The sequence below is a fragment of the Bacteroidota bacterium genome, assembly GCA_018266755.1.
Taxonomy (GTDB): Bacteria; Bacteroidota; Ignavibacteria; order Palsa-1295; family Palsa-1295; genus JAFDZW01.
In genome coordinates this window covers 1,265,172-1,291,446 of record JAFDZW010000005.1, presented here as the reverse complement: position 1 = coordinate 1,291,446, position 26,275 = coordinate 1,265,172, and the positions used below count along the sequence as shown (strand labels likewise).

The window sequence follows — 26,275 nt, the reverse complement described above, 5'->3', positions numbered from 1 at the left end:
TCAAATATAAGCAAGCCGAAGACGAACTCGTTAGTTTCGCTGTGTCAGCCAAGGGACGACAGTGCCGTCAATCTTACGGCGACGACGGATTTCGGCGGCGATGATATCGGCATCGGTCGATCCAAGCGGTTCGATCGACACGTCTGTTGGGTGCAAACCAAAGATTGCATTCAGTTTCGACGCGACGAACGCGTTGGTCACGATCGCGTACTGTGCAGTTTCCTTCAACTCTTTTTCACCGATCATGATCGACGTGATTGCATGCTGGGTACGATCGAATACGCAGCGAAGCCCCGAGAAGTCGCATGTCTCGGATGCATCTCCACTGAGCATGTGTTCGAGCGCCTCGCGCAAACGATCGCCTCGTATGGTGATGCGCATCAGTTCATTCTGGAATGGATTGATCTCATAGATATCCTTCAGGAGGATCGGTCCTTTTGGCAGAGACTTCCTGATTCCACCGTGATTGATACAGCCGAGGTCGCTGCCAAGGGCTTCCCGAAACACCGATGCTTCGAAGCACGAAAGATTACTGTTGTACTCGTAGCGATTGTACCAGTCATGTATCAATGTCCCGATCTGTTCGGAATACGAACTATCGACCAGAGTGAGCAGCGTTTTGACGGCCCTGGCTGCCGTCGCGTCGGTATTGTCACCAGGACATACATCGATCAACCTGCCGCTCGATGACACAACGGAGTCGCCGTCCGTATCGACATCGAGATCGAGTTCGCCCACCCATCGTCCTTTCGATCCGGCCTGTACGATCACGGTCCGTCCGACCCGCATCGGATGTTGCAACGGAGTATGAGAGTGGCCGCCGACGATTACATTCACTTCCGGATATCGGGCAGCAAGAGCGGAATCTGCTTCCACCCCGATATGTGTGAGGAGGATAATAAGATCGGGCGACCGTTGTTTGACTTCTCGAAGGATATTGGGCAGTACCGAATCGTACTGTTCGATGTGAAGTCCGAGAATACTTTTGGGCAGTGTACTTGATGCGAGCGATTGCAGCGTTAGCCCGATGATCGCGACCCGAAGTCCGTGCACTCGCTTAATGATATATCGCTTGGCGATTGGAGATCCGGTTTCGTCAGAGATATTTGCATTCGTGACGGGGAAGTGAACCGTCGAGCGAAGCAGCGTACGCAGATTCGGCCAGCCATAATCGAACTCATGATTACCGAGTGTCACGGCGTCCGGCTTGATCAAGTTCAGGAGTCGATACGACGCGCGTCCTTTGGTGATCGTGCTGATAAGCGTGCCCTGGAATTCATCCCCTGCATCGAGCGCAAGGCATGCATCGCCATACTTCGCGGCGACTGCTCGCAGCGAGTCCACAACACGCTTGAAATTCAGGAAGCCTCCACGTATTGTTTTCGCCGACGTAATAGGCTCTATCTGAGAATGGAAGTCATTCCAATGAATAATCTTCAGATGACGGACTGTGGGGAAAGCGCTGTCAGTAACAGTCAGAAGAAGGAGGATACTGCATGCAACCGGTAATCGCGACCTCTTCACGCCTGGACCTTCAGCTCCTTGCGCACCTTTGCAGGCAATCCCTGCATCACAGCATTATACGATTCCTTGATTAACCCTTTGAGTTCTTCTTCTTGCAATGCGGCACGTTTGCGAACACAAACCCAACCAAATCGTCCGGTGTACGGCGCCGACGTGATTCCGTCGCGTTCGATCAGCTTTGAATATTTCTCTGGTGAGCACTTGAACGAGCAGGAAAAACCGCTTGCAGGGTTCAGGCTTGCGGTCGCGAACATCTTTTCGCCGATACAAAAACACAGATCATTACCCCATTTAATATCCTCGGTCGCATGGGGGAGCGACAGGCAAAACTCGCGGAGCTGTTCGACGTTCATGGCCATAGAGTCGTGTTGTCCGTATTAACGCAAATTCGACAAAAAGATTTTCGATATGTGGATGCAGGATGCTCAAAGGTATTCACCAATGTCATGTTGTCAATTGCGACCAAATCGGGGAACCTCGCCCGCAAAGATCATGGGGCTTTGCGGGTTCGGGGCTGCACCACGGGTTTCGACGGATATCCCGAATGCATCAGCCGATGCAAGATCGGCCTTGAACGTATACATCGGTTCTTTGTCCTTCGGGTCGACAACGAAATTACCGACAGGGGTCGGTTTGTGGTCGACGACGGCCCACACTTCGTAGTAGTGCATCGAATCGAGTATCGGCAAATCCTCGCGCATGACGACGACCATCTTCTGCTTGGGGCTGAAGAACAAATGCTGGTGCTTCGGCTGTGCAGGGGTGGTCATTGTGACCAGACGCGCGTTCTCTTCCTGCAACATCCCCAGCACGCAACGCACGAGCGAGTCGCTCACTGCATATTCATGATTACTTGCCCGCAGCGAATCGGTTTGCTTTAATAGCGACTTCATCAGGTCTGCCGAACGGTCGAGCTTCGCCGATTTCATCACGTTCATCGCGAGCAGCGTGCAAATGAGCAGACCACCGACCACACTCACGCTGATGAGCGTACGGTTCTTCGAGCGAATTTTACGGACAATGCTGGCAGGGACGGGGGTCTTATCATTTCCATACGTTACCATCCGTTCGGTCGTGCCCTGCTTCTCGGCCTTTGAAATGGTGTCAAGGAGCGTTGACTTGATCGAAGCAGGAGCATCGACTTGTTCGGCGCTGTCGGCAAGGGCGACAGACGATTCAAAACATTCCTCCAGAGCATTCACGAGGACCGGATCGCCGGCCTCGAGCAGCGCTTGAAAGCGCACGAAATCCGGTTCGCTTTCGGTCAGCACGCCGAGTGCGTAGGCAGAAGCGAGCGCTTCGATCTCTTCGCGTTCAGCTTGGCTATATGTACGCTCGTTATCCACCGGTCAGCATATCTCGTAATTTGATCATCCCTTGCCGCATGCGGGTCTTGACGGTTCCGAGCGGAACGCCAAGCGCATCGGCGATCTCCGTTTGTGAGTAACCGGAGTAATACGCCATCGTGAGTGCCTGCCGCTGGGCCTCGGGGATCTGTGCAAGCAACGAGAGCATCTGCTCCCGATCGCTTGCTTCTACCTGTTCGTCCAATGCGGTTCGACGTTCGATGGTCGCGTCAGAGACAACACCTGACAACTCTTCCAGATCTTGTCGCACTTCGAGTGCAGACTTCTTGTAGCGCCGCGACCGCAGCACATTGATGGCCTTATTGTGGGCGAGTGTGGTCAGCCATGCACCGAACGAGCCGCGTTCCTGATCGAAAAGACCTGCTTTCTCCCATACCTGCAGGAACACGTCCTGCATGACTTCAGCGGCGTCGTCCTCATTTCGTACGATCTTCAGCACTAACGAATAGATTCGTCGCTGGTACTTGTCGTACAGAGCGGAAAGGGCCTCGGAATCACCGGTTGCGATGTTGGCAAGCAGCGTTTCGTCGTCCCGTTCTCCCCGCTGTGAGAAATTACGTAACGACCCCTCCGACCGGATTTCTCCGCCCGGACCGACAGACTTGTTCGATGGGGTACTGGTTGCCAAGTATCTGTTTAATGCTTACGCACCAACAACATCGCTGCAGCTTGATTGGTGTCTCGGCGGTCAGCGAACGATCAGTTGCCTTCTTGCCGATTGCGTGCCATAAGCGCCAAGCAGGGCGATGGAGTATGACCCGCGTGACAGTCCGGTTACATCGAACGTCACTGACATTGCCCCGGCGGCGACATCAATGGTCCGAATGGTCTTTCCAAGGGGGTCGAAGAGTCGAAGTTTGGCCGTGTGGTCGATTGCCGCTTGTCTGAGAGTAACGGTGACAAACGACGATGTCGGATTCGGGAAGACTTCGATCCCGGCTTCCGATGCTTTGGTCGTGGGAACATCAAGAACTCTCCATTCAAATGCCCCGATCGAATGGCCGTTGTCGCCGCGTGCGGAACTGTCGGTTGGGTGGACGTATTGCTGAGACGGGCTCAGATCTATCCCATGCGCGGTTCCGGGGTTTGATCCGGGAATGACCAAATCCTCGCCTCCGACGTGGTAGTCATAATGAGCTGAATCTCCGATGAAATACCAACCATAATCATATAATGGATCGGCATTTGCATACACATTCTCGGACGAGTCGATCGTACCCGAGATGTTCATGTCGTACATCGTACCCGGTCCGGCGAACAGGTTGTTGTACAGCTTTGACAGCGAAGTCGCAGCGGCAAGCGCGACGAATGTGCACTTCGGCAACTCAGAGACCATCGTATTGTTCACGATGTAGATCTCTTGCGTCGGATTGGTTTGCCCCTCTTCGCCGAAGCGTATGATCTGGCGGTTCTGTGCCATCGGTCCTTTCTGGATGCTGTTGCCGATGATATACGCCTCCCCACCGTTCGGCAGATCAATACAATAGCTGGCCGTGCCGTCCGCTTCGTCGGTGATACGGTTATAGAGGATATAGGTACGATATGCCCGGCTCTTGACTTCATGGCCGACATTGGCCCGGTGGATGTAGCAGAATCGAAGAGTGAAACTGCGGACATGGTTGATGTACATATTGTGCGAATAGCCGTCGCCGTGCCCGTTATGATCGAATTCGCAGGCCTCGAAGAGAATGTCGCTGTTCGCATTATCGCCTGCGAGTACCCCGTCTTCGTTATCATGGAAGTAGCAATGCCGAAGTTCGAGCCCAGCCCCTTCTTGTCGGATTCCGGCGCCGTTGAGGTCAGGTACGGCAGCACCGGCGAATTCAATATTCTCGATGTACGTGTTACTGCCTTGAATGACCCAGATCGCTTTTCCCCCAGCATTTTTCCCCGCGGCATCGAGATGCGCGTAACCTCCGACTCCCTTGATGACGAGATTGCTCTTGGTCCAAATGCCGACATCACCGCTATAGAGTCCGGCGTCGATGAGAACCGTATCGCCATCCTGAACGAGCCCCATGACCGTACTCGGAGCCGTATGGGGCTGGGTTGGGCCGACGTGGAACGTCGCTGCCATGGCCGGGGCTATCAGCGAACAGATTGAAATGACGATAAAAAGCGCCTGTTTCATAGCGTGATCGAATAGTTGTGTCCTCATACAATTCTGAAATCGTGCGGAAAGTTACAAGGGGAAGCCCAGAACCGGCGTGTAACGAAATCTCAGATTTTGCGTTAGCCATCATCGAATTACATCCATCATCCTTCATCATTTATGGTACGTAAATACTATCTTCTCGTACTCTCCCTCTTGTTCGCTGTATCGGCGTCCGCCCAACAGATGAATCTGTCGGATGCCTTGCCGCAAGATCCCACCGTTCGAACTGGCACGCTGCCCAACGGATTGCGCTACTATATTCGAAAGAATATCAAGCCCGAACATCGAATGGAGGTTCGGCTTGCTGTTCACGCCGGCTCCGTGTTGGAGGACGAAGACCAACAGGGGCTTGCTCACATGTGCGAGCACATGGAGTTCAACGGGACGGATCACTTCCCGAAACAGGATCTCGTCAATTACATGGAGTCGATCGGCATGCGTTTTGGTGCGCACGTGAATGCGTATACGTCGTTCGACGAGACCGTGTACATGCTCGAACTACCGACCGATACCCTCTCGACTGCTGAAAAGGGTATGCAGGTATTGCAGGATTGGGCAGGTCACGCAACACTCGACAGCGTCGAAATTGACAAAGAGCGCGGTGTTGTGCATGAAGAGTGGCGGCTGGGTCGTGGTGCATTCGAGCGAGTACAACGGACACAATGGCCGGTTGAATACGCCGGTTCGCAGTATGCCGTTCGCCTGCCGATCGGGAAAGAAGATATCATTCTGCATACCCCGCAGTCGGCACTCCTTCGTTTCTATCATACCTGGTATCGTCCGGACCTGATGGCTGTCATCGCCGTCGGCGATTTCGACGTGAACTGGATGGAGAACCAGATCAAGTCGAAGTTCGGCTCGCTGCAAAATCCGCCGGGCGAACGCGAACGCACGAAGTTCACGGTGCCGATGCACGACTCGCTTCGTATCGCGGTCGCCAGCGATTCCGAGCTGCAGTTCAATATGTTCCAGATGAGTTTTCAGCGACCGGATCAGCCTGAGCGTACGGTCGGTGAATACCGGGCACAGCTTGTGCGCGGACTCTTTGTCAGCATGCTCAACAAGCGTCTGCAGGAGATGGGCAGAAAGCCGGATGCACCGTTTATCTATGCCGCTGCAAACGATGGGGGCGACCTTGGCGGGATCACCAACTTCTCGTTATTTTGCATCGAGAAACCAGGGATGGTCTCCCAATGCATCAAGACGATGCTCGAAGAGCTTGTCCGCGTGAAGGAGCATGGCTTTACGGCCAGCGAACTCGAGCGCGAGAAAAAAGAATTGTTGCGTTCATACGACAAACTATTTCAGGAGCGCGATAAAACCGAATCAGAGAAGTTTGCCGACGAATATGTTCGCCACTTCCTCCACCAAGAGCCGTTCCCCGGCATCGTGTATGAGAATGAGCTTGCAAAGAAATACGTCCCGGGAATGACAATCGCAGAGGTCAACGAACTAACAAAGCCGTTGATCGCAAATGCCGGTCCGGTGATGTTGCAGAGTTCGTTGCGGAAAGCCGGTGTTGCGATCCCGACTGAAAGTGAGCTTCGCACAATCTATACCGAAGTGCAGCATGAACAGCTCGCTGCATACGAGGACAAAGTTTCGAACGAACCCCTGATGGCGAAGCTGCCGACGCGCGGCAGGATTGTCAGCAGCAAGTCGATACCCGATCTCGGTGTAACGATCTGGAAGCTTTCGAACGGATCGCAGGTGGTGGTCAAGCCGACCGATTTCAAGAACGATCAAGTCCTGTTCTCGGCCCAAGTGCCGGGCGGTACGTCATTAGCATCCGATACAGATGCAGTGTCGGCAGAAATGGCCGATAATATTGTGGACGAGTCGGGTGTGGGAAATTTCGATGCGAGCACGCTTGAAAAAATGCTTGCCGGAAAGGTCGTCTCGCTTTCGCCGTCGATCAGCTCGCTCTCCGACGGGTTCCGTGGCAGCGCTGCTCCCGCCGACCTGGAGACGATGTTCCAATTGCTCTATCTATACGCTACGTCCCCGCGCCGCGACGAAGATGCGTGTAAGGCGACGATCAATAAGTACGGTGCATACTTGAAGACTCAGGGAGCGTCGCCGGAGGCAACGTTCTTCGATTCGGTTGGGGTCGTACTGACACAGCATCACCCGCGCACCGTTCCGATGAGCGAGGAACGCCTCTCGAAGGTTTCGCTTGATAAGGCACTGACGTTTTATAAAGAACAGTACTCCAACTTCGATGGCTGGACGTTCTTTGTGGTCGGTACTGTCGATACGACGAAGTTGAAGGGCTATATTGAACAGTATGTTGCCAGTTTGCCGTCCTCGCCACGCACACCTGCATGGCGCGACCTCGGCATCCGCTCGCCAAAGGGTGCTGTCGATGAAACCGTGTATAAAGGCACGGAGCCCAAGAGCTTTGTATACCTTACACTCTCCGGGCCGTTCCAGTACAATCCGCGCAACCGATTTGTCTTTTCGGAGATGGCTCAGGTACTCGAGATCAAGCTTCGCGAAACATTGCGCGAGGATATGAGCGGCGTGTATTTCGTCAGCGTACAACCGCAGCCGCAACATTATCCGATCGAGCAGTACCAGATGAGCATTTTCTTTAGTTGCGCCCCCGATCGCGTGAATGAACTCATCGGTGCGGTAAAGCAGAAGCTCGATACGATGACGATGAAAGCGCCGGAGCCGACCTACGTTGCGAAGGTAAAAGCCATGGCTCAGAAGGAATACGAAGTGAACCTGAAGAAAAACGATTTCTGGCTTTCGGCACTTCGACAGGCATATACCGATCATGAAGATCCGCACATGATCCTCGATCGTGCAAACTTTATCAAAGAAATTACCGGCGACGATATTTTCGCTGCGGCAAAGACCTATTGTTCGCAGAAGAACTTCGCAAAGATCGTTCTCTACCCGGAGAAGAAGTAACGATTGTTGAGGACGTACAAACGCATACTGTAGCAGTGGGCTTCATCCCTGTTGCAGTATGCGTTTTTCTTTTGGCGGAGTTCACCGCATGAGCTTACCAGCGCTCGTCCTTCGTTTGACGGCGCATGAGTTCTTCCGTTGCCTGGCGGTGGTCTTTGTTCTCGAAGAGGATCTTGTAGGTTTCTTCGACGATGGGCATCTCGATGTTATGTTTTGACGCAAGTTCCTGAGCTGACTCCGTCGTCCAGACCCCTTCGGCGACCATTGTCATCGAATCGAGTATTTCCGTGAGCGTCTTCCCACGGCCGAGCGCGATGCCGACGCGTCGGTTACGAGAGTGCTTCGAGAGACACGTCACCACGAGATCGCCAAGACCTGCGATCCCGCTGAATGTCGGCTCTTCAGCGCCAAGTGCAATCCCGAGACGACGCATTTCGGCAAGACCGCGGGTGACGAGTGCAGCAACCGTGTTATCACCATAGCCTTCGCCATCGAGAATGCCGGCGCAAATGGCGATCACATTCTTCAACGCACCGGCGAGTTCGACACCGACTACATCGTTCGACGAATACACACGCAGATAGGGAAGGACGAGCGCATCCTGCACAAGACGCGCCGTATCGTGCGAGTAGGATGCCGCCACAAGCACGGTCGGGATCTTCCTCGCAACCTCTTCGGCGTGACTTGGGCCGCTGAGGCATACAAGCTGTGATGGGTTTAGGGCAAGAGTATCCGCGAGTACTTCCGTCATTCTGCGAAGCGTATGACGTTCGATGCCTTTCGATGCACTGACGAAGATTGCATTCGCATTCAAATGCGGGCGAAGGGTCGTTGCCACTTCGCGCATTGACTGAGACGGAACGGCGAGGATGTATAACTCAGCATCGGAAAGAACGGTCGGATCGCTTGTGATCTCGATCTGCAGTGGGATCGTAATGCCGGGGAGATATGCATCATTCGTTCGCGTCGCAGCGAGTGCATGCGCCTGTTCGCTTCTGCGCGACCAGAGTGTGACGCGATGCCCACGTTCTGCTGCGCAGATGGCAAGTGCTGTCCCCCAACCGCCCGATCCGATAACCGTAATATTCATTAGGGGTGCAAACACCACATGCTGCGTTCGGGTGTCGCATGAATCAACAGAGCGGCCGTGTGGCCGCTCTGTTGACGCGTACTCTCAATTCGATCTGCTTATTCTTCTTCGCCGCTGCGGTGTGCTGCGTATGCCGTAATCACTTTATCGGCGAAGTCGCGAGGTGCTTCTTCGTAGTGGCTGAACTTCTGTCGATGCGATCCTTTGCCCTGCGTGAGCGAGCGAAGCCGCGTGGCATAATGATGCAGCTCGGCGAGCGGAATCTGTGCTCGGATCACTTCGAACGTTCCGCGCACGTCCATGCCCTGCACTTTGCCTCGACGAGAAGAAATGTCGCCGAGGACGTCGCCCATGTGCTCCTCCGGCACGGTGATCTCGATGTCGTACACCGGCTCAAGCAAGACCGGCTTCGCTTGCAGGAATGCTTCCTTGAAGGCGATACGTCCTGCCGTCTTGAACGCGTTTTCGTTCGAATCCACCGGATGCTCTTTGCCGTCGTAGAGGGTTACTTTTACATCGATAACCGGACACCCAGCCAGCGGCCCACGAGAGAGCATTTCATGAATGCCTTTGTCAACGGCGGGGATGAATCGGTTCGAGATCACGCCACCGACGATGGCATCTTCGAATTCGTATCCGTCGCCGCGAGTGCGTGGGGCAAGCTTGATCGCTACTTCTCCGAACTGACCGGCGCCACCCGACTGCTTCCGGTGGCGATAGCGGGTATCGGCATTGCCGCGGATCGTTTCGCGGAACGGGATCTTCGGTTCGACAACGTCGACATCGATCTTATACCGCTCTTTCAGACGCTTGATCGCTATATCGAGATGTAGTTCGCCCTGACCTTCGATGAGCGTTTGGCCCAGTTCCGGATCCTGCCGGACAAGGAAGCTCGGATCCTCTTCGTGGAGTGCATGCACACCGATCGCGATCTTTTCTTCATCGCCTTTATTCTTCGCCCGAACGGCGTTGGTGATGACGGGTTCGGGAAAGGTGATAGGCGTAAGAACAACCGGGAAGCTCTTCGACGACAGTGTATTGTTCGTATGCGTGTCTTTGAGTTTCACGGCAGCCGCGATATCGCCAATGCCGACTTCCTGCACCTCCTTGCGGTTCTTGCCGCACATCGAGAAGATTTGCATCACGCGCTCGGGTTTGCCGTTCGATTCGTTCACGAGATCCTGCCCATGGTGCAGCGTGCCATGATAGACACGGAAGAACGACAGATCGCCGAGATGGGCTTCACTGACAGTCTTGAAGATAAATGCAGTTGTTGCATCCTTCGGTGCGGTGTTGAGGCTGACCTCCTGCTTCGTCTCTGGGTTTACGCCGCGGACGTCGGCAATATGATCTTCCGGTGCCGGTGCATTCGTGACAATAAACTCGAGCACGCGCTTCACACCGATGTTCGGCTCCGATGCTGCACAGAGGATCGGGAAGAGCTTTCGGTGCGCCAGCGATTCGTGGATGCCGCCCGAGAAATGCTCCTCCGTCAGTACGCCGTCGTTGGCAAAGAACTCGTCCATCAACGTATCGTCGGACTCTGCGACGATCTCGACCAACTCCTTATGAAGCTGTTCCGCCTTTTCGCGGACGTCTGCCGGGATATCCTCTTCGGTATAATTACCGGAGCCATCGGTCTTGAAGGTGAGCATTTTCATCTTCAAGAGATCGATGATCTGATGGAAGCTCGCACCGGTCTTATACGGGAATTGTGCGACCACGACCTCATGGCCGAAGTGGTGCTTCATTTCCTCGACGATATCGTCCCAATGTGCTTCGGGAGAATCGAGTTTGTTCACGACGAAGATGACGGAGTTTTCGTCATGGGTACAGAAGTCCCACGCCAGGTCCGTTCCGATCTCGACGCCACCGACGGCATTCACATTGATCAGTGCGGTATCCGCCACGTGCAGGGCCGAGCGCACCTCACCGGTGAAATCGGCATAACCGGGCGTATCGAGCAGATTGATCTTTGTGGAGTCGGTAGCGAAGGAGAGCAGACAGGTATTGATGGAATGTTGTCGAGCGATCTCATCGGGATGATAGTCGCTCACGGTCGAACCATCGGATATTTTGCCGCGGCGGCTTGTCGCCCCCGCGGCAAATAGTAAGCCTTCTGCCAGTGTTGTTTTTCCGCTTGTGGCATGGCCGACAAGCGCGATGTTGCGAATAGCTGTACTCATAGTCGTTCAGAGAGAAATTCTAAAGACATTATCGTACCGTTAAAATAAGCAATTTTTGTGCCCTCAAGGTTCGCTACCGTAAGATTCTTACGAGGCGGCATCAATGGCTGGTTTTAGGGTGTTCGGGGCTAACTGACAGCTTTACGGTAGTTAAAAGATTTGGCATTGCGCAGTCCGCACAGACAATATTCCAAAATCATAACGGCACGCATCTTGCAGAGGGGATCGGTAGTCTTAACATAAACCAACTACGACTATGGGTGGCTTCGTCACGTTCATGCGTAGCCCGATCGGGCGACTCGTTCGCATCGCGCTCGGTGCATACCTGATGTATATCGGCTTCATGGGAACAGCTGGCACGATCGTCGGCGTGATCGGGATTATTCCCGTCCTTGCCGGCGTCGTTAATTTCTGTGTATTGGCCCCGCTCTTCGGCTATACGATCATGGGCCAGAAGCGAGGAGCGGCACCAACAAAGTAATGTGCTCTATTGCCCACGAGCGCTTCTGCCTCGACAATTGGCTCGAAGCACCGCAAGTTATGTAATGGAGACCTATCTATAAACGATCGGTGAAGCAATGCTATGCATGCTTCACCGATCGTGATTGTGATATTGCCCTTAGTTCGAAGCTTTATCGAGAAGTTGGCACATCTCGACGAGTTTGATAAACTCGGCGCGGTAGCCTTCTGCGTCTGCTCCTTTTGCTGCGCGAGCATCGACGAGCACATCTGCGATGCGCGAGTTGCCTTTGAACTTGGAGTCGCGCAGGATCATACCGAATTCTGCGACAGTCGTTGCCCAGTGTAAATTCCGGGGCGCCGTCGGCGTGCTGTTACTCGAATTTGTTGCTGCCGGAGTGTCAACGAGCGGATGTTCGATGAGTCTGCTTGTCGAATCGTCCGGTCGTTTATATCGGAATTTTACCATCATCAATTCATCGCTTTTTGTTGACGCAATCGGTACCGTTGTGTGCTGATAGCGAAGCGAATCGACACTGTGCAGTTCATCGGACTTCTCACCGGCGGGAATGATCTCATAGAGCGCCGTGACGGTGTGCCCCGAGCCGAGCTCGCCCGCATCCTTCTTATCATTGTTGAAGTCTTCTTTCGCAAGGATGCGGCTTTCATACCCGATGAGACGATATCCTTGTATGTGCTGCGGATTGAATTCGATCTGGATTTTTACATCTTTTGCAATGGCATTGAGCGTCCCGCCGAGTTGCGTGACAAATACTTTCTTGGCCTCGAGCAGATTGTCGAGGTAGTAGTAGTTGCCGTTGCCTTTGTCGGCAAGCTCCTTCAGACGAGCATCTTTATAATTATCCGTGCCGACACCGATCGTGGTGAGATAGATCCCGCTCGAGCGTTGATCTTCGATGAAACGGACGAGATCGCCGGTGTTGGAAATTCCCACATTGAAATCGCCGTCGGTCGCGAGGATTACGCGGTTGTTATAATCTTTCCGGAAGTTCTCCTTCGCAATCTTGTATGCGAGTTGAATGCCGGCTCCTCCGGCGGTCGAACCTCCGGCAGTGAGACGATCGAGGGCATCGAGAATTCGGTCTTTGTGCTCACCGGTTGTCGACGGCAGGACAAGCCCCGGTGCGCCAGCGTATGCTACGATGGCGACGCGGTCCTGCGGACGAAGCTCGTTCACCAGCAGATGAAATGCTTTCTGCAATAATGGTAACCGTTCTTCCGGCATCATCGAACCGGAGACATCGAGGAGGAATGTGAGGTTGGCAGGCGGAGCGGACTCTTTGTCAATCTCTTTGCCATGCAAACCAACGAGCACCAGTCGGTGTGCCGGCTTCCAGGGACATGCGCCGATCTCGGTCGTGATGGAGAACGGTTCGTCGCCCTTCGGTTGGGGATAGTCATATTTGAAGTAGTTGACCATCTCCTCGATGCGAACGAGATCCTTCGGCGGCATCTGTCCGCTCGTGATGAAGTGACGGATGTTGCTGTACGATGCGCCATCGACGTCAATCGAGAATGTCGAGAGCGGTTCTTGCGCGACGTCTTTGAATTCGTTCTCGCGGAAGTTCGTATACTCGGCAGTGTTATAACTATTTTGAGAATGTGATAGATCGATGTAGGAGTCATGTAGTTCCGGAGTCGGGGGCAGATACTGAGGTGTCGACGACCGCTTCGAGTGTGCGTTGATCTCTCCGCCAATGTAGCCACCCTTCGATGCGTCGCCGCCGGCTGTGGAAGTATTAACCTCTGAGATCGACAGAGGAGATATATGTGCGGTTCCAATACTATTGAGCCGAACAGAGTTCTGATCACCACGAGCCCCGTGTACGGAGAAACCGGCATTCGTGTTGTCACGCACGAGTCCCGGCGAGAGTGCGACGATCTGATCGACGCTTTTCTTCTTCAATGAAGGCAGAAGGCGGAATGCGATTGTAGTCGTTCTTCCGGGTTCGACCGTGACGTTGGTAAGTGTATCGGGCTCGCTGCCGATCACGATTGCGATTACGGTGTATGTGCCCGGCCGAACGTGGATGAAATGAGCAACGCCACCGGTATCCGTGAAGGCAACTCGTGTTATTTCGACGATGCGGACTTCTGCATGTACCAACGGCGTGTGGGTATTTGCGACCGTTACGGTTGCGTCGATCTTGCCCGGATCCGGGTTGCGAAACGGCGCAGCGATCGTGATCGCGAGGCAGAGTGCGAACGTTGCGGCAACGATTCCTGCCGCAAGGGCGTGTTTGATCAGCTTCATATGAAGTCTCCTTCTGATGCAGTGATTGTGGATTGATATGCTGGAGTCGTTCTACGACTCCTGATCGTTAGCGTGTCTCGAGGCTGGATACACCCGAGTGGGGCGCTGTCTCGGACGAACGAGCTGTGAGACGGTTGCTCAGCGCGAGGGCGGCAACAAGCGTCATGACGGCAACGGCGAAGCCGACGAGGAAGAAGTGAGCGAATTTGTTCATACCATATTCTCCTTTTGGATGGTAGTAGGTAGTGGTCCTACTAAAGCAACCCGACAGTGCGTGCAAAGTTGTGTGCATGTTCGATGAATAGTTATTTATGATGGGAGTGCAGCACACATAAAGCGTGCCACGATGATTGTTTGCCGAGTCGAAGGGTATTTCGATGCGTGGACAGGAAGTCGTCTTGCAAAGCGCACGATGCAGATGGTGAATTGTTTTTCATTAGGACTGTGTATCTATAAGTGTGTATTTTTACCCGTGGGCAAGAAGTAGTAGTTACGTTGAACAAATGATCCGATGACAAGGCCTCTGCATACGGTACGGTTGTTCCCGATCCTCGCGCTGATATTGCTGTTCGCAGGCAGCGGAACTGCGCAGTGGCGTAATCTCGCTCCGGGCTTGCTTGATCCGGGATTCGGTTTTCCGCAGATATATCCCGGCGGGGCGATGGCCTTCAAGGACGGAAACCTGTGGGTTGGCATCTATGATTTGTTCGTTTCATCCGACCTTGGGAAGACGTGGACCAAACGTACCCCGGTTGTACCGGTTTGGGGCGGGGTAGGCGATATTGATTTGTTCAGTGCGGTTGATTGCGTCATCGCAAGCGGACAGGATGTCTATGTCACCCACGATGGTGGCATCACATGGATACATGCCCCGATCCCGAAACAATCTGCCGACGGGGTGTATACAGCATTCTTTCTTGGCTCTGCCAACGAGATCGCGGCCCCGATGGGGAGCAGTGGGCTCTATATATCACGAGACGGCGGACTGACATGGACGAATACGAATGTCGGGGTTAACCACCCGATCATCTACGGTCGTTGGGCACAAGGTTCTACCTGTTATATGATCATGGAGGATCCGTCGGTTCTCACCGTTCCTTCTGCAGCGAGTTACAACCAACTTGTCGTGTCGAACGATCGAGGTGCGACATGGACGGCAGCACCGACTTCTACTTATGTCGATTGCTATTCGTTTGCGGCAGATTCTTGCGATCCGAAACGGATATGCCTCATCAACGAATCGGGCGTATGGTCGAATTTTCCGAATGGAGATTCTGCATGCATCTTTACCACGAGCGATCAGGGCGTTACCTGGCAGAGGAAGTTTACAGTACAACAGTTGATGCTCTGCGGCAGCATTTCTGCATCGCAGAATGCGCTCTATGCGCAGACCAGTCTTCGAGGAGTACTCCGATCGCTGGATCACGGGGTCACCTGGAAGTCCATTGGCGGACCGGGCAGTCATTGGGATACTCGCTATGTCGTCGCTGCAAATGACAATATCGTGTTTGCCGTCGATAGTACTGACGGATCGGTATGGGGGACGTTCAATAGTGGCGGGGATTCACTCCCATTTCCGCAGACAGGCAGAGCGGGCGGCATTGTTCTGACCGAAGACAGCCTGTTCATCGGCGACTCGATCTTGCAGTGCGACCAACCGTTACAACGTGTTCTGCACTTCCGTGGGTATGGCTGTACACAACCGACCATTTCACAAATGACCTTTCAGGACTCCTCGGCTTACTCCGCCGCGACAACATCCGGCGATTCGGTGCTGGTCACGCTTAATCCGGTCGCGGGCGGTTCGGCGACCCAGATGGTTCTCCACCTATCCGATGGTTCGTTCGATACGGTGCAACTGCTCGGCGGTGTGAAGCCCTCGGCGCCATTTAGTGTGAGCTCGGTCGATCAGACAAACGACACCATCGGCGGGACCGTCTACGTGCCGATAACGCTTGCGGGCATTACATCTCAACGCGAAGTTGAACTCGTGCTCCGCTACGATCCGGTGCTTCAATATCTTGGTTCATTCTCTGTCACCGGTTCACCGCTCGATATTGCGGGCGAACAATGGACAGGCCGATCGAAACTGCATCTGTCGAATGTAACCTCGGGTGTGATCCTCGGATATGCCGAGTTTACGGTGATGTACGACCCACGTGGTTCCGGCAACGTATTTTTCGATTCACTGCAGGTAGTGCAATCTCCGCTGCCTTGTGAGTATTTGTATGCGGGCCCGCACCCGTATGCAGTGAACGTAACACTCCCGACGCAATGCGGCGCATTCATTTTGTCGAACTATCTGCTCACCGGCAAGCCGCCAAAACTGAGTATTACACCGAACCCCGCGGCAACATCGGTCATGCTGATCTCGGATCGTTCGATCGGCGAGGTGCGTATTGAGTTAGTCGATCAGCTTGGGAAGACCGTCCTCTCGAAGGAGACCGAAGTAACGGCATCGCATCCGTGCGAGATCGATGTCAATATGATCGCGCCGGGTGCGTATCGTCTGCGAGTGGTATCATCGGTGATCGACGCAAGCGCCGGGATCACGATCGTTCGGTAGGATACTGAGTTGATAGGTTCTGTAAATAGAACAGCCCCATGCGGGGCTGTTCGTTGTAATACTGATTGGTTGTGGCGTCGAGCCCGATCACACTTTCGGCGTAAAGCTTCGGTCCTGACTGGAATAATGTGTTTCTTTGTGACGCTTGAGCTGCTTTTCGAGCGAGCGCACGGCGAGATCGATCGATTTTTCTATTTTCTCCGATTTCTCCGATGCGGTGAGTAACTGGCCCTTGATTTTCAGATTGATTTCTGCGGACATTGTCGTTGCTCCGTTTTTGCCCTCGTGGTCCAGTATGACATCGGCACCGAGGATGATGTCATAGCGGGTTGCAAGGCTCTCGAGCTCTTGTTCGATCATCGTCTTGATCTGCGGATGAGCGGTCTCGTGTCTGTTCGATATTTGGATCTTCATGTTACTATCTCCTTTGTATAGTAAGATCGAATTGTAATAGTTGGTCCTTTGCCTACGGCTCGGGACCCTAAAATGATTCACTTGCCACTTCTCGGATGAGCACTATCGTATGCGCTCTTCAGCCGATCGACAGTGAGATGGGTATATCGCTGCGTCGTGCGGAGCGAGGCGTGGCCGAGCACTTCCTGTACGGCGCGGATCTCGGCGCCGTGATCGAGCAAATGTGTGGCGCAGGAGTGACGGAGCATGTGCGGATGCGAGCGCGAAAGCTCGTTGCCCTTGAAATACTTGCGTACGATGTGATATACCATCCCTGGCGAGAGCCGACGACCGTCGGCAAGCAGAAACAAGGCAGATGGGTCGCGTGTGTCGCCGAACTCGTTTCTGTGTCCGAGATATCGTTCGATCGCGGCGGCGGCCTTGGTGCCGACCGGGACGATCCGAACTTTGTGGCCTTTTCCCATGACCCTCACGGTTCTCTTCTTGAGATCGATATCAGCAATATCTATGCCAGCAAGCTCCGCACGCCGCAGACCGCTGGAATAGAGAAGTTCGAGGATCGCGGCATCGCGATTTCCTTCCGGTGTGGAAAGATCCGGTGCACCGAGCGCCGCATCGGCAGCACGTTCGCTGACCACCGTCGGCAGCCTACGTTCGCCCTTCGGTGTTTTGACCAGGCGGGCAGCATTGAATTCGAAGATGCCTCGATTAACGAGAAAGCGGATCATCGAACGAAGCGTCGAGAGCTTGCGTGAGATCGATGCGCGGGCGATCGGTTTGCCCGTTCGCGACTCCTGTTCGGCGAGCACCGCCAGGTAGGCTCGGATAACCTGCAGGTCAGCATGCGTGCCCGAGAGTTCGAGCTCTTCGTTCTCTACGATCCGGGAAAATTCTTCAAGGTCGGCGCGATACGTGCCAAGGGTCAGTTCGCTGGCCCCTCGTTCATGTGCGATATGATCGAGAAACTGCTCTAGCCAGCCGGCAAATGTGGTGGAATAGCGAGATGCCATATTGCTATTGTATAAGGATATTCGGAGGGAATTGATTCAAGATATTCAGACAAAAACTACACTTGCATGACATTGATGATTTGGCGTATGAACGAACGGTGACGTTCCTATGGGCCATGCTCACTAGTCCAATAAGGTTGCGAATATTAGCGTCCATGATTCGGAACTGTTTTGCTGTTCCAGGAATTTGTTCCAAGAATAAGAGATGAAGAGTCTTGACTATTGCCAGTCAAGATACTGATTACTTCCATGGCAACTGTTCATCAACACCTCATCAAGCATATGAATAAATCTTCATACACTCAAACACTCAAACACTCAAACACTCAGCGACTGCTTATGTAAGGTTTTTCAGTTCTGTAGATCGTTTGGTTTCCGTCTTTGTTCTTGTGTTCACCTTGTGCATAGGCAGGAGCGCGAGTGCTCAGTGCCCGACTGATATCGCACCCACCGGGGTGACGTGGGGTGGGCCAAATGTGGCCACGCTTGTAATTCCTGGCACAAGTTGTTGGGTCACTTATCACTATTGCTATCGAATAGTCAGTGGGGTGCAGCAATACTACATTGAAGATTATGCACCTGATCCTGCCCATTGGAATTCAAGTTGCAATAGTATCAATTGGTTGGACTTGCTCGACGATGTACGCCAAGATATTTATACTACGTTAGCCGGCGGTCGACCGTGTTCGGAACAAGTAATCACAACGGTTTCGATTTTTACTGGACAGTGCATAAAGGTTGTACTCGTTCAGGACGGTTCAACCTATCCCGAGTGCAGGATGTGCGCTGGGGAAGGGTACTGTCAACGGACTTGCGATATTTGTCACGATAATTCCGGCCATCTCATATTGTCGAATTGTTCAACAAATATGATCAATACTGCCGACTGTCCGGCCTTCTCGGATTGGGGTGTGACCACTGTTGGACAGACATGGACAGGACCATGGGGATACTCGTATGATACATGTTTTCTGCAAGGGTGTGACTAAATCAGCAGTCCGACGATTTGTGTTTGGAAGTCTTGCCACTTGTGTGTTGGCACTGACTTTCTTGAATGGTACACCAATTGCCAGAGCGCAACTCCTATGGCATGTTACGCATACTGATTCGTGGGTTTCCCCGAGCGGTCATCTCGACTCGCTTGTGTGCTTTACCTCGGTTTCCTGCAAAGGAAATATTTGTACGGCAGCGGCCATTGTGACGACGGACCCGAACCAGTATGTAGACAAACGGCTGACAATGTTCCGAAGCGAGGATGGGGGCGCGTCGTGGAAAGAACAGTCGTTCGACATCCAATATCCTATGTGGCTCACAAATTTTGGGTTCACAAAGGTCCAGCAAGTCGACCCCCTCTGTGCCGTCGGCATTGCCGACAATGGGTTCGTGGTGAAAACAACCGACGGCGGGCAAAGTTGGAAGCTGATGCCGTTCCCGGTGCAGCATCAGCTTGCCGATATTGACTTTTCCGATTCATTGACCGGGATTGTCGTTGGGATAGAGCTCGACAGCGAGATCTTTACGACCACTGATGGCGGAAACACATGGACCGATCGAACCAAGCCCGGATATTACAATTTGTGCTCCTGCCGATCGTTTGGTCATGGTGAATTCCGTTTTTTCCGGTATGGCAGAGGGCAAATATACACGACCTACGACAATTTTCAAACGGTCGATTCGACGGCATTAATATTCGATTCGGTATCGGACCCTAAATACTATAACGACCTTGTGAATTGTACCTTTACCGCGGGTGACACTATCTTGGCCTATGGGAGGCATTGGCCGAGCGATACCGTCGATCCGAGCGGAGGATACGGAATGATCATGCGTTCGACTGATGGTGGAAAGAGTTGGGAACAACCATTCGTCTTTCCAACGATCAAGATAAACGATGTTACGATGACAACGGACCTCGACCGCGACACGATATACGCCGGCGGGTTTAGTAATCATAATCTGCTCGTGAGTACCGATCGAGGAGCGTCCTGGCGATGCGATACGATCGTCATCGATACGAGCTACACACCCTTCTCATGTTGGGGGTTGACAATGACAGGTGACGAACATCTCGTGGCCAGTTTTAGTCCTGTTACGAATCACAGCTTCTCGATCTTGGCGCGAAGCAGTTCTGTATTATCGCACGTTGATGTTGTTGAAAAGATTCAATACTATACTTATGTCTATCCGAATCCGGCGGACCGGATGGTGCATATCTCATCGATCGATCGCTCAAACCCCTATCATGTATTCGACATTCTTGGCCGAGAAGTTGCCCAGGGAGTGCTTTCGGCTGAAGGCACCGCAGATCTAGATGTAAGTCAAATGCCGGCTGGAGTATACGAGGTACTGCTTCAGTACTACGAGCTCGAATGTTGCGCTGGGAAAATCATTGTCCGATAGTTCTTCATGTGATCCTCCTCTCCCGATCGGTATTCCTGTGACGAGGTTTGTCGCTTTCGTCTATGATCTCAATTCTTAGGAAACCTTATTTGCCCCCATTCTCCTTCTGCTATCAACGACTAACCAGCAACCAACTCATTGCTTCAACTTCCGATCTATCCTGACAACGCGATCCTCGCCGTCGATACCGATATTGCAACGACGGAGTTCGCCTGCGACCTCAACGTCTGCAAAGGCGCCTGTTGCACCATGCCCGGCGGACTCGGCGCGCCGATCCTTGAGCAGGAGATCGAGATCGTCGAGAGCGTCTTTCCGCTTGTGAAGCACCGCCTGCCCGATGTTGCATTAGAGACGATCGCCGAGAAGGGACTCTGGCAACGAAACATCGACGGCACGTTCACCATCACGACCGTCGGGCACAACGAGTGCGTCTTCGTTCACTGGACCGGCGACATCGCCCAGTGTGCCATCCAGACGGCATACTTCAACGGCGAAGTGAAGGATTATCCGAAGCCGATCTCCTGCCACTTGTTTCCCATCCGAATCTATCCCGAGCAAGAGGAGGGCGAGTATTACATGTGCTACGTTGAAGAAGCAGAATGTGAAGGCGGCCGCAAGCAAGGAGCCGCAACGCATACGAATTTGCTCGATTACCTAAAGACACCACTCGTGCGGGCCTTGGGGGATGAACGGTACGAGGCGTTGAAAAAGCGGTTGCAAAATACGTAGCACCGACTGTAGTCAGTGCCCGGTCATTTGCAGTCAGCGAATCCTATTCGGTAGTTAATGTCGCGGTACCCAACTCCTCATGCCTCCGTCTAACACTTTCCCCAATGGGGGTTGGGTTACCCTCATCGTCAATTCGCACGAATACCATCGACGTGCTGCATACGGAAGTCTCCTCGCCGCTATAGAGATTATAGCGGTTCACTTCGATCTGTAGTGTGATCGATGTCGTCCCGAGACGCGAGACCTCGCCGTAAATACGCACGTGCGAACCGGCTTTGAGCGGTTTCTTGAACAGGAGTTCACCGACGCGCAGCGTCACCATGTTCGGAGTGGAACAGTATTCAGTAGCGAATGCTGCAGCGGCCTCGTCGATCCAGGCCATGAGGATGCCGCCAAACATGTTGCCATGAATGCCGATGTCCTTGCCCATACAGATCTTCATGTTGAGTAACTTCTTCATAACGTTTCGATGACAGAGGGTGAAGTAGTGTTCGATGCAGGTTGTACATCCCTCCCGAATGCCACAGGCAGACCTGTGCGTCGTTCGGTCCGGCGAGCAATGACGAATGGCAGGATCGGAACATGCAGTTTCGCAAGTTCGTGAGCGATCGTGTCGGCGGCCCGTACACGAAACACCTGTGAATGGCGCAGCACTCCGGCGAGCGATCCCTGGGTCGGGTCGTCGGCGACAATACGTACGGCATCGCGACGGAGAGCGTGCCGTAGCTCCTCAATCCCTTCGAAGAAAATCGCGCTCACGCGGCGGGCGTCGGATTCGCTGTACCCGATGACTCCGAGCATGGACTCGAGATCGGAGCGCAGCCGCTGCATGCGCATCGCAAACAGACGCGGCTCGAACGGTTCGCCGAGACGTTCCGGAAAGAGCCAGTCGAGCGTGAGCGAAAAGAACCACTCGACGCGCGCAGGCTTGATCGCCAGTTCGCGCGGCAGCGGGGGAAGTGCTGTTGTCGTACGCAGGTTGGTCATGGTGGTTGGTTCAGTAGGCATAAAAACAAAAAGCCCTTCGCGGCTGGCGAAGGGCTTGATCTGGAAAATTGTGTCGATGGAATTAGACTACAAAATGATCATACCGCATTCGCCGAAGACTGGGTGCATGCAACAACATGCCCACTTCGTGTACATACAATTCGCGATATGATTGCGTGATCGCATTGGAGTCATACTAACGTGCGTTGATAGAATAAGTTTCGGGTCGCTCTGTGGGATCGTACGCAATTTTTTTTTGACGCATGCTTATAGTTTGTTTTCGATAAGGTAGGGTGTGAGAGGAGGAGGCGGAACGACGGGTGAGTGGGGGTATGCTCATTCGCGTTGCGAATTCGGGGGACGGACTAAGAGTTCGTCCTACTGTTTTTAGGGGGGACCTCCATATTATTCTTCGGGCTTTTCATTATTCGTGGGTCGGCGGGCACCCCTGAAAATGGGCTGGAATCCCCGTAAACGTCATATTTGTCAATCTATTTTCCAGAAATTGAAACAATAGGCACGGGAAGTTTGTATATTTGAGTGAACTCTCTCTCGACGAAACACTAATTCGAAGGGAAAACTAAAGAATGAACATTCGAGGATTACTGATCGCAGGAGCCTGTATTGCGTTGAGCGCCGCAAGCGCTTTCGCGCAATACTCGATCCAGTCGAGCGTGATCGGTTCGGGCGGTGGCCCTGCATCGAACAGTACCTATTCTATGAATGGGACTATCGGTCAGCCGGTCATCGGTCTGGTCTCGGGTTCGCAATACGCTGTTGGCCAAGGTTTCTGGCATTCCATGAACCTCACCAGCGATGTGACTCCGATTGCAGGCCCGGATGGTTACGATCTCGAGCAGAACTTCCCGAACCCATTCAACCCGTCAACGACGATCCGCTTCTCGATCGCTGAGCCTCAGAAAGTGACGCTCAAGATCATGAACCTCCTTGGTGAGGAAGTAGCGCGACCGATCAATGCCGAGTCGATGGGCGCTGGAAAGTACGAATACGTATTCCAAGCGGAGAACATTCCGTCGGGGACCTATATCTACCGTCTTGAAGCTGGAAACTTCGTCAAGACGCGCAAGATGGTTCTCACGAAATAATCCGCCCAGAGAAGGTATTTCGACGAGAGTATCATAACTCTTCTGACACACCCGCTCAATTCGAGCGGGTGTTTTATTTTAAACAACTGTCATTTTGAGCGAAGCGAAGAATCCCTTTCGGTGAACTCGGCATGCTCGGCCAGCCTGAAGGGATTCTTCGCTTCGCTCAGAATGACGTAATAGTACTTATCCGAACAGTGTCCCTGGGATCCTGAAGAGGTCGGTCCGCAACTCCGGTATGTCACAGTTAAGCCCATACTTCGTGACATGCACTCTGAACTGCTGCTTGATGTAATCAGCATACGCACCTTCGCCGTTCATTCGCGCGCCGAAGCGTGAGTCGGTGAGTGCACCTCCTCTGACCATCTCGATCCGCTTAAGAACCTTCGCGGCTTCGAGCGGACGATGCTGTTCGAGCCAGTCTTTGAAGATATCTCGCAAGCCATATGAGAGCCTCACAATCTGGTAGCTTGCCATCGATGCGCCGTTTGCCTTCGCAGCTTCAAGGATGCGGGGCATTTCGAGATCGTTGAGACCAGGGATGATCGGTGCGTTGAGAACACCGACGGGAATGCCCGCCTCCGTGAGTTTCTTTATCGCCGCAAGTTTCCGCTCTGGGGTCGCAGTCCTCGGTTCGAGCTGACGCGAGAGTTCGAGGTCGAGTGTCGTGACCGAGAGCACGACGTGTACGAGACCGAGTGTTGCCAGCTCCGAGAGGATATCGATGTCGCGCGTAACAAGCGCGTTCTTCGTAACGATGGCCACCGGGTTGCGAAACTCGAGTAGGACTTCGAGCAGACTTCGCGTGATCTTGAAATGCCGCTCGGCAGGCTGATAGCAATCCGTATTGCCGGAGAGCATGATCGTTTGCGGCTTCCAGTTCTTTTCGAATCGTGCGCGCAGCAATTCGGCCGCTTGCTTCTTGACCATAATCTTGGACTCGAAATCGATGGCGGAGTTGAAGCCGAGATATTCATGAGACGGCCGAGCATAGCAATACGCGCATCCATGTTCGCAGCCGCGGTATGGGTTGATCGATGCTTCCATCGGAACGTCCGGGCTGTCGTTGGTCGAGATGATCGACTTCGAGCGGTCCTCGTAGAACTCTGTCGGGACCTGCGGCAGAGGAAATTCCGGCTCGGGCTGATCCCAGCCATCGTCGAACGCCTCGAGGCGCTGGGCATCGAAACGGTTGGGCAAGTTCAGCGATGTGCCGCGGGTGGTGCTCATGGTCGTGTCATACAATATAACAATCCCGGCGCACTTTCTCGCTCGTCGCCGGTGTTAGGTCGCCGTGGAGCCACAGTTCTACGATCCCACCCCTTCGGTAGTGCGTGTCGCCGCTTGCGTGGCGGCTGCTGTATTCGTGCTCGGGCTTCCGATCCGTCTTCATAATGCCGGAGCGGTGCGTGTCGAGCGAACGCCGGCGCCGACGATCGCGAAGGCACCACCACCCGCTGGTTTCGATGATCTTTCAGCGTTATCGAACGTCAAGATCGATAAGCGGTATGCATCGTCAAATAACTTCTGCGGACGAATACTCGACACCTCTGCTGCGTGCATCGTCCGAGAAATTGCATATCAGAAATTCGAGAAAGCCTGTGAGATACTTCGATCGGAACATCCTGGGTGGGAATTTGTGATTTTCGATGCGTATCGTCCGCAGTACGTTCAGGAAAAGCTCTGGCAGGCGGTGAAGGGGACACCGCGCTCGAAATATGTTGCGTACCCGAAATGCGTGTCGCTTCATTCGCTTGGGTTAGCGCTCGACCTCACGCTCGCCGACGAGCAGGGAAACCAACTCGATATGGGGACCGGCTTCGACGCATTTACGCCGCTTGCTTCGCCTCGGTTTGAATCGGAGAATCTCAGGAGCAAGAAGCTTACGCCGGCACAATATGCCAATCGATTGTTGCTGCGCCGGATCATGCAGCGTGCGGGCTTCATCCAGCTCCAGAGCGAGTGGTGGCACTACGAAGCGTTGCATGAGAAAACGGCGCACGAGCGGTATCGTGTGGTGAGGTAGCATGTGATAGACATCCTGCAGTTTCATTACAGAACTGTGTTTGAAACTCTCCCTGCCCGAACAGAGTAAACAGTATTGATGAGTAGATTACTACTAATTCTTCTTCTATCTGCAACCCTGGCGGCATGTACGAGTACGTCTACTACCACGACGTCGTCGAAGGTGAACACCCCAGCCGAAACGAAGCCAACGACAGCAGAGGATGTCCGCCGCGTGAACGACGAACTCTGCCGAATCGCAGGCATTTGTCAGACACTCTACGCCGAGGGGACGATTACACTGCGAGACGGGGAGTCATCGCAGAGCGGGCAGTTCACGCTACGCTCGAAACGTGCGAATGCAGGGGGCGATTCACTCAGCATGGTCATCAGCGGTCCGTTCGGTATCACCGCGGCGAAGTTTTTGGGTTCGTCGAACGAGTTTAATTTCTATAATGCGATCGAAGGCGAACACTACCAAGGCCGTCCGGATCCGAAGACGTTAGAGAAGCTGACCGGGATGAAAGGGCTTTCGCTGACGCTGCTGAACGATCTTGTCTTTGGCATTTCACCTGTCCGCCTGACAGAAGATGAACTCACGGCTGCCAAGACACAAACGATCGATCGCGATCGCTCCCGGCTCGTCATTTGTCGCCCGGGTGAAAACTGCACCGAGGCGGTGACCTATCGCACCAGCAGCACGGGGATCAGACTTGTATCCTACCAGCGATGGAATGGCATTCTCGATCTGAGCGCACTCGACCTTCGACACCCCGATCTCGATGTACACTATAGTGGCAACACGATCGATGATTCTCAGTTTACCCTCCCGACACTGATCCGTGCTACCTCCGGTTTGCAGACACTTGAGATCGAGTACTCTCAGGCAAAAGAAAATACCTCCGGAATGAACGTAAAAATAAAGATGCCGCAGTAATTAGAAAATATTAGCCGATTTCTGTCACGGATTCAGCTGTTCATTCGTTATACTGCCTTGTTAATATACTGTAAATTATTGATATTATATTAAATTACGGTTATTGAATAGATTTGGCACGCTTTTTGTCACCAATTACAGTATCGC

The 26,275-nt window shown here is 53.4% G+C and carries 22 protein-coding genes; 8 read left to right on the top strand and 14 right to left on the bottom strand.

Annotated elements, in window-relative coordinates; genetic code table 11:
• Positions 1-30: 30 nt before the first annotated feature.
• The 5 genes from JSS75_10155 to JSS75_10135 all read right to left on the bottom strand — a co-directional run bounded on the left by JSS75_10155 (position 31) and on the right by JSS75_10135 (position 5,022).
• Entirely contained in the window at positions 31-1,524 is a 1,494-nt protein-coding gene (locus tag JSS75_10155) for a bifunctional metallophosphatase/5'-nucleotidase (GenBank protein MBS1904057.1), read from the bottom strand.
• Positions 1,521-1,877, bottom strand: coding sequence for an MmcQ/YjbR family DNA-binding protein (locus JSS75_10150; protein ID MBS1904056.1), 357 nt, complete (start codon positions 1,875-1,877; stop codon positions 1,521-1,523). Before JSS75_10150 ends, JSS75_10155 begins: the two co-directional genes overlap by 4 nt.
• A 99-nt stretch (positions 1,878-1,976) precedes the next feature.
• Positions 1,977-2,870 (bottom strand): anti-sigma factor, encoded by an 894-nt coding sequence (locus JSS75_10145; protein ID MBS1904055.1) that lies wholly within the window; start codon positions 2,868-2,870, stop codon positions 1,977-1,979.
• Complete coding sequence (locus tag JSS75_10140) at positions 2,863-3,519, bottom strand: sigma-70 family RNA polymerase sigma factor (GenBank protein ID MBS1904054.1); 657 nt, start codon at positions 3,517-3,519, stop codon at positions 2,863-2,865. The genes JSS75_10145 and JSS75_10140 overlap by 8 nt, the downstream gene beginning before the upstream one ends.
• A gap of 60 nt (positions 3,520-3,579) precedes the next feature.
• Positions 3,580-5,022: a right-handed parallel beta-helix repeat-containing protein gene (locus tag JSS75_10135; GenBank protein ID MBS1904053.1), complete on the bottom strand. Its 1,443-nt coding sequence runs from the start codon at positions 5,020-5,022 to the stop codon at positions 3,580-3,582.
• A gap of 207 nt (positions 5,023-5,229) precedes the next feature.
• Here JSS75_10135 and JSS75_10130 point away from each other — a divergent pair, with 207 nt between their 5' ends.
• On the top strand, positions 5,230-7,965 hold the full coding sequence (locus JSS75_10130) for an insulinase family protein (protein MBS1904052.1): 2,736 nt from the start codon (positions 5,230-5,232) through the stop codon (positions 7,963-7,965).
• 94 nt (positions 7,966-8,059) lie between these two features.
• Here JSS75_10130 and JSS75_10125 read toward each other — a convergent pair whose 3' ends face one another.
• Positions 8,060-9,055 (bottom strand): NAD(P)-dependent glycerol-3-phosphate dehydrogenase, encoded by a 996-nt coding sequence (locus tag JSS75_10125; GenBank protein ID MBS1904051.1) that lies wholly within the window; start codon positions 9,053-9,055, stop codon positions 8,060-8,062.
• 98 nt (positions 9,056-9,153) lie between these two features.
• Positions 9,154-11,241 carry an elongation factor G gene (locus tag JSS75_10120; protein ID MBS1904050.1) on the bottom strand — a complete coding sequence of 696 codons (2,088 nt, stop codon included), beginning with the start codon at positions 11,239-11,241 and terminating at the stop codon, positions 9,154-9,156.
• A 256-nt stretch (positions 11,242-11,497) separates the two neighbouring features.
• On the opposite strand from JSS75_10120, the gene JSS75_10115 reads away from it, so the two are divergent.
• Positions 11,498-11,722, top strand: coding sequence for a DUF2892 domain-containing protein (locus JSS75_10115; protein ID MBS1904049.1), 225 nt, complete (start codon positions 11,498-11,500; stop codon positions 11,720-11,722).
• Positions 11,723-11,860: 138 nt separating this feature from the next.
• Here the strand turns inward: JSS75_10115 and JSS75_10110 are convergent, their stop codons facing one another.
• Positions 11,861-13,975 (bottom strand): von Willebrand factor type A domain-containing protein, encoded by a 2,115-nt coding sequence (locus JSS75_10110; protein MBS1904048.1) that lies wholly within the window; start codon positions 13,973-13,975, stop codon positions 11,861-11,863.
• A gap of 67 nt (positions 13,976-14,042) precedes the next feature.
• Positions 14,043-14,189 (bottom strand): hypothetical protein, encoded by a 147-nt coding sequence (locus tag JSS75_10105; GenBank protein MBS1904047.1) that lies wholly within the window; start codon positions 14,187-14,189, stop codon positions 14,043-14,045.
• Between the two features lie 297 nt (positions 14,190-14,486).
• On the opposite strand from JSS75_10105, the gene JSS75_10100 reads away from it, so the two are divergent.
• Positions 14,487-16,541 (top strand): hypothetical protein, encoded by a 2,055-nt coding sequence (locus tag JSS75_10100; GenBank protein MBS1904046.1) that lies wholly within the window; start codon positions 14,487-14,489, stop codon positions 16,539-16,541.
• Between the two features lie 87 nt (positions 16,542-16,628).
• Here the strand turns inward: JSS75_10100 and raiA are convergent, their stop codons facing one another.
• Together raiA and JSS75_10090 are read right to left on the bottom strand one after the other, a co-directional pair.
• Entirely contained in the window at positions 16,629-16,955 is a 327-nt protein-coding gene (raiA, locus tag JSS75_10095) for a ribosome-associated translation inhibitor RaiA (protein ID MBS1904045.1), read from the bottom strand.
• A gap of 77 nt (positions 16,956-17,032) precedes the next feature.
• Positions 17,033-17,965, bottom strand: coding sequence for a tyrosine-type recombinase/integrase (locus JSS75_10090; GenBank protein ID MBS1904044.1), 933 nt, complete (start codon positions 17,963-17,965; stop codon positions 17,033-17,035).
• Positions 17,966-18,997: 1,032 nt separating this feature from the next.
• On the opposite strand from JSS75_10090, the gene JSS75_10085 reads away from it, so the two are divergent.
• Both JSS75_10085 and JSS75_10080 read left to right on the top strand, forming a co-directional pair.
• Positions 18,998-20,365, top strand: coding sequence for a T9SS type A sorting domain-containing protein (locus JSS75_10085; GenBank protein ID MBS1904043.1), 1,368 nt, complete (start codon positions 18,998-19,000; stop codon positions 20,363-20,365).
• A gap of 138 nt (positions 20,366-20,503) precedes the next feature.
• Positions 20,504-21,094 (top strand): DUF3109 family protein, encoded by a 591-nt coding sequence (locus tag JSS75_10080; GenBank protein ID MBS1904042.1) that lies wholly within the window; start codon positions 20,504-20,506, stop codon positions 21,092-21,094.
• 43 nt (positions 21,095-21,137) lie between these two features.
• On the opposite strand, the gene JSS75_10075 is transcribed toward JSS75_10080, so the two are convergent.
• Both JSS75_10075 and JSS75_10070 read right to left on the bottom strand, forming a co-directional pair.
• On the bottom strand, positions 21,138-21,554 hold the full coding sequence (locus JSS75_10075) for an acyl-CoA thioesterase (protein ID MBS1904041.1): 417 nt from the start codon (positions 21,552-21,554) through the stop codon (positions 21,138-21,140).
• The gene (locus tag JSS75_10070) at positions 21,551-22,081 is read right to left on the bottom strand and encodes a hypothetical protein (protein MBS1904040.1); all 531 of its coding nucleotides are present in this window, start codon (positions 22,079-22,081) and stop codon (positions 21,551-21,553) included. Before JSS75_10070 ends, JSS75_10075 begins: the two co-directional genes overlap by 4 nt.
• Before the next feature lie 587 nt (positions 22,082-22,668).
• Here JSS75_10070 and JSS75_10065 point away from each other — a divergent pair.
• On the top strand, positions 22,669-23,187 hold the full coding sequence (locus JSS75_10065) for a T9SS type A sorting domain-containing protein (GenBank protein MBS1904039.1): 519 nt from the start codon (positions 22,669-22,671) through the stop codon (positions 23,185-23,187).
• Between the two features lie 186 nt (positions 23,188-23,373).
• Here the strand turns inward: JSS75_10065 and JSS75_10060 are convergent, their stop codons facing one another.
• Positions 23,374-24,417, bottom strand: a complete 1,044-nt coding sequence (locus JSS75_10060; protein ID MBS1904038.1) for a PA0069 family radical SAM protein — start codon at positions 24,415-24,417, stop codon at positions 23,374-23,376.
• Between the two features lie 64 nt (positions 24,418-24,481).
• Here JSS75_10060 and JSS75_10055 point away from each other — a divergent pair, with 64 nt between their 5' ends.
• On the top strand, positions 24,482-25,213 hold the full coding sequence (locus JSS75_10055) for a M15 family metallopeptidase (protein ID MBS1904037.1): 732 nt from the start codon (positions 24,482-24,484) through the stop codon (positions 25,211-25,213).
• Between the two features lie 78 nt (positions 25,214-25,291).
• Positions 25,292-26,128 (top strand): DUF4292 domain-containing protein, encoded by an 837-nt coding sequence (locus tag JSS75_10050; GenBank protein ID MBS1904036.1) that lies wholly within the window; start codon positions 25,292-25,294, stop codon positions 26,126-26,128.
• Positions 26,129-26,275: the final 147 nt, after the last annotated feature.

Excerpts from the sequence above, each read along its gene's own strand:
- JSS75_10150 (MBS1904056.1), bottom strand. The coding sequence starts at position 1,877 with ATGAACGTCGAACAGCTCCGCGAGTTTTGCCTGTCGCTCCCCCATGCG.
- JSS75_10135 (MBS1904053.1), bottom strand. The coding sequence starts at position 5,022 with ATGAAACAGGCGCTTTTTATCGTCATTTCAATCTGTTCGCTGATAGCC.
- JSS75_10130 (MBS1904052.1), top strand. The coding sequence starts at position 5,230 with ATGAATCTGTCGGATGCCTTGCCGCAAGATCCCACCGTTCGAACTGGC.
- JSS75_10125 (MBS1904051.1), bottom strand. The coding sequence starts at position 9,055 with ATGAATATTACGGTTATCGGATCGGGCGGTTGGGGGACAGCACTTGCC.
- JSS75_10120 (MBS1904050.1), bottom strand. The coding sequence starts at position 11,241 with ATGAGTACAGCTATTCGCAACATCGCGCTTGTCGGCCATGCCACAAGC.
- JSS75_10115 (MBS1904049.1), top strand. The coding sequence starts at position 11,498 with ATGGGTGGCTTCGTCACGTTCATGCGTAGCCCGATCGGGCGACTCGTT.
- JSS75_10110 (MBS1904048.1), bottom strand. The coding sequence starts at position 13,975 with ATGAAGCTGATCAAACACGCCCTTGCGGCAGGAATCGTTGCCGCAACG.
- JSS75_10105 (MBS1904047.1), bottom strand. The coding sequence starts at position 14,189 with ATGAACAAATTCGCTCACTTCTTCCTCGTCGGCTTCGCCGTTGCCGTC.
- JSS75_10100 (MBS1904046.1), top strand. The coding sequence starts at position 14,487 with ATGACAAGGCCTCTGCATACGGTACGGTTGTTCCCGATCCTCGCGCTG.
- raiA (MBS1904045.1), bottom strand. The coding sequence starts at position 16,955 with ATGAAGATCCAAATATCGAACAGACACGAGACCGCTCATCCGCAGATC.
- JSS75_10090 (MBS1904044.1), bottom strand. The coding sequence starts at position 17,965 with ATGGCATCTCGCTATTCCACCACATTTGCCGGCTGGCTAGAGCAGTTT.
- JSS75_10075 (MBS1904041.1), bottom strand. The coding sequence starts at position 21,554 with ATGAAGAAGTTACTCAACATGAAGATCTGTATGGGCAAGGACATCGGC.
- JSS75_10070 (MBS1904040.1), bottom strand. The coding sequence starts at position 22,081 with ATGACCAACCTGCGTACGACAACAGCACTTCCCCCGCTGCCGCGCGAA.
- JSS75_10065 (MBS1904039.1), top strand. The coding sequence starts at position 22,669 with ATGAACATTCGAGGATTACTGATCGCAGGAGCCTGTATTGCGTTGAGC.
- JSS75_10060 (MBS1904038.1), bottom strand. The coding sequence starts at position 24,417 with ATGAGCACCACCCGCGGCACATCGCTGAACTTGCCCAACCGTTTCGAT.
- JSS75_10050 (MBS1904036.1), top strand. The coding sequence starts at position 25,292 with ATGAGTAGATTACTACTAATTCTTCTTCTATCTGCAACCCTGGCGGCA.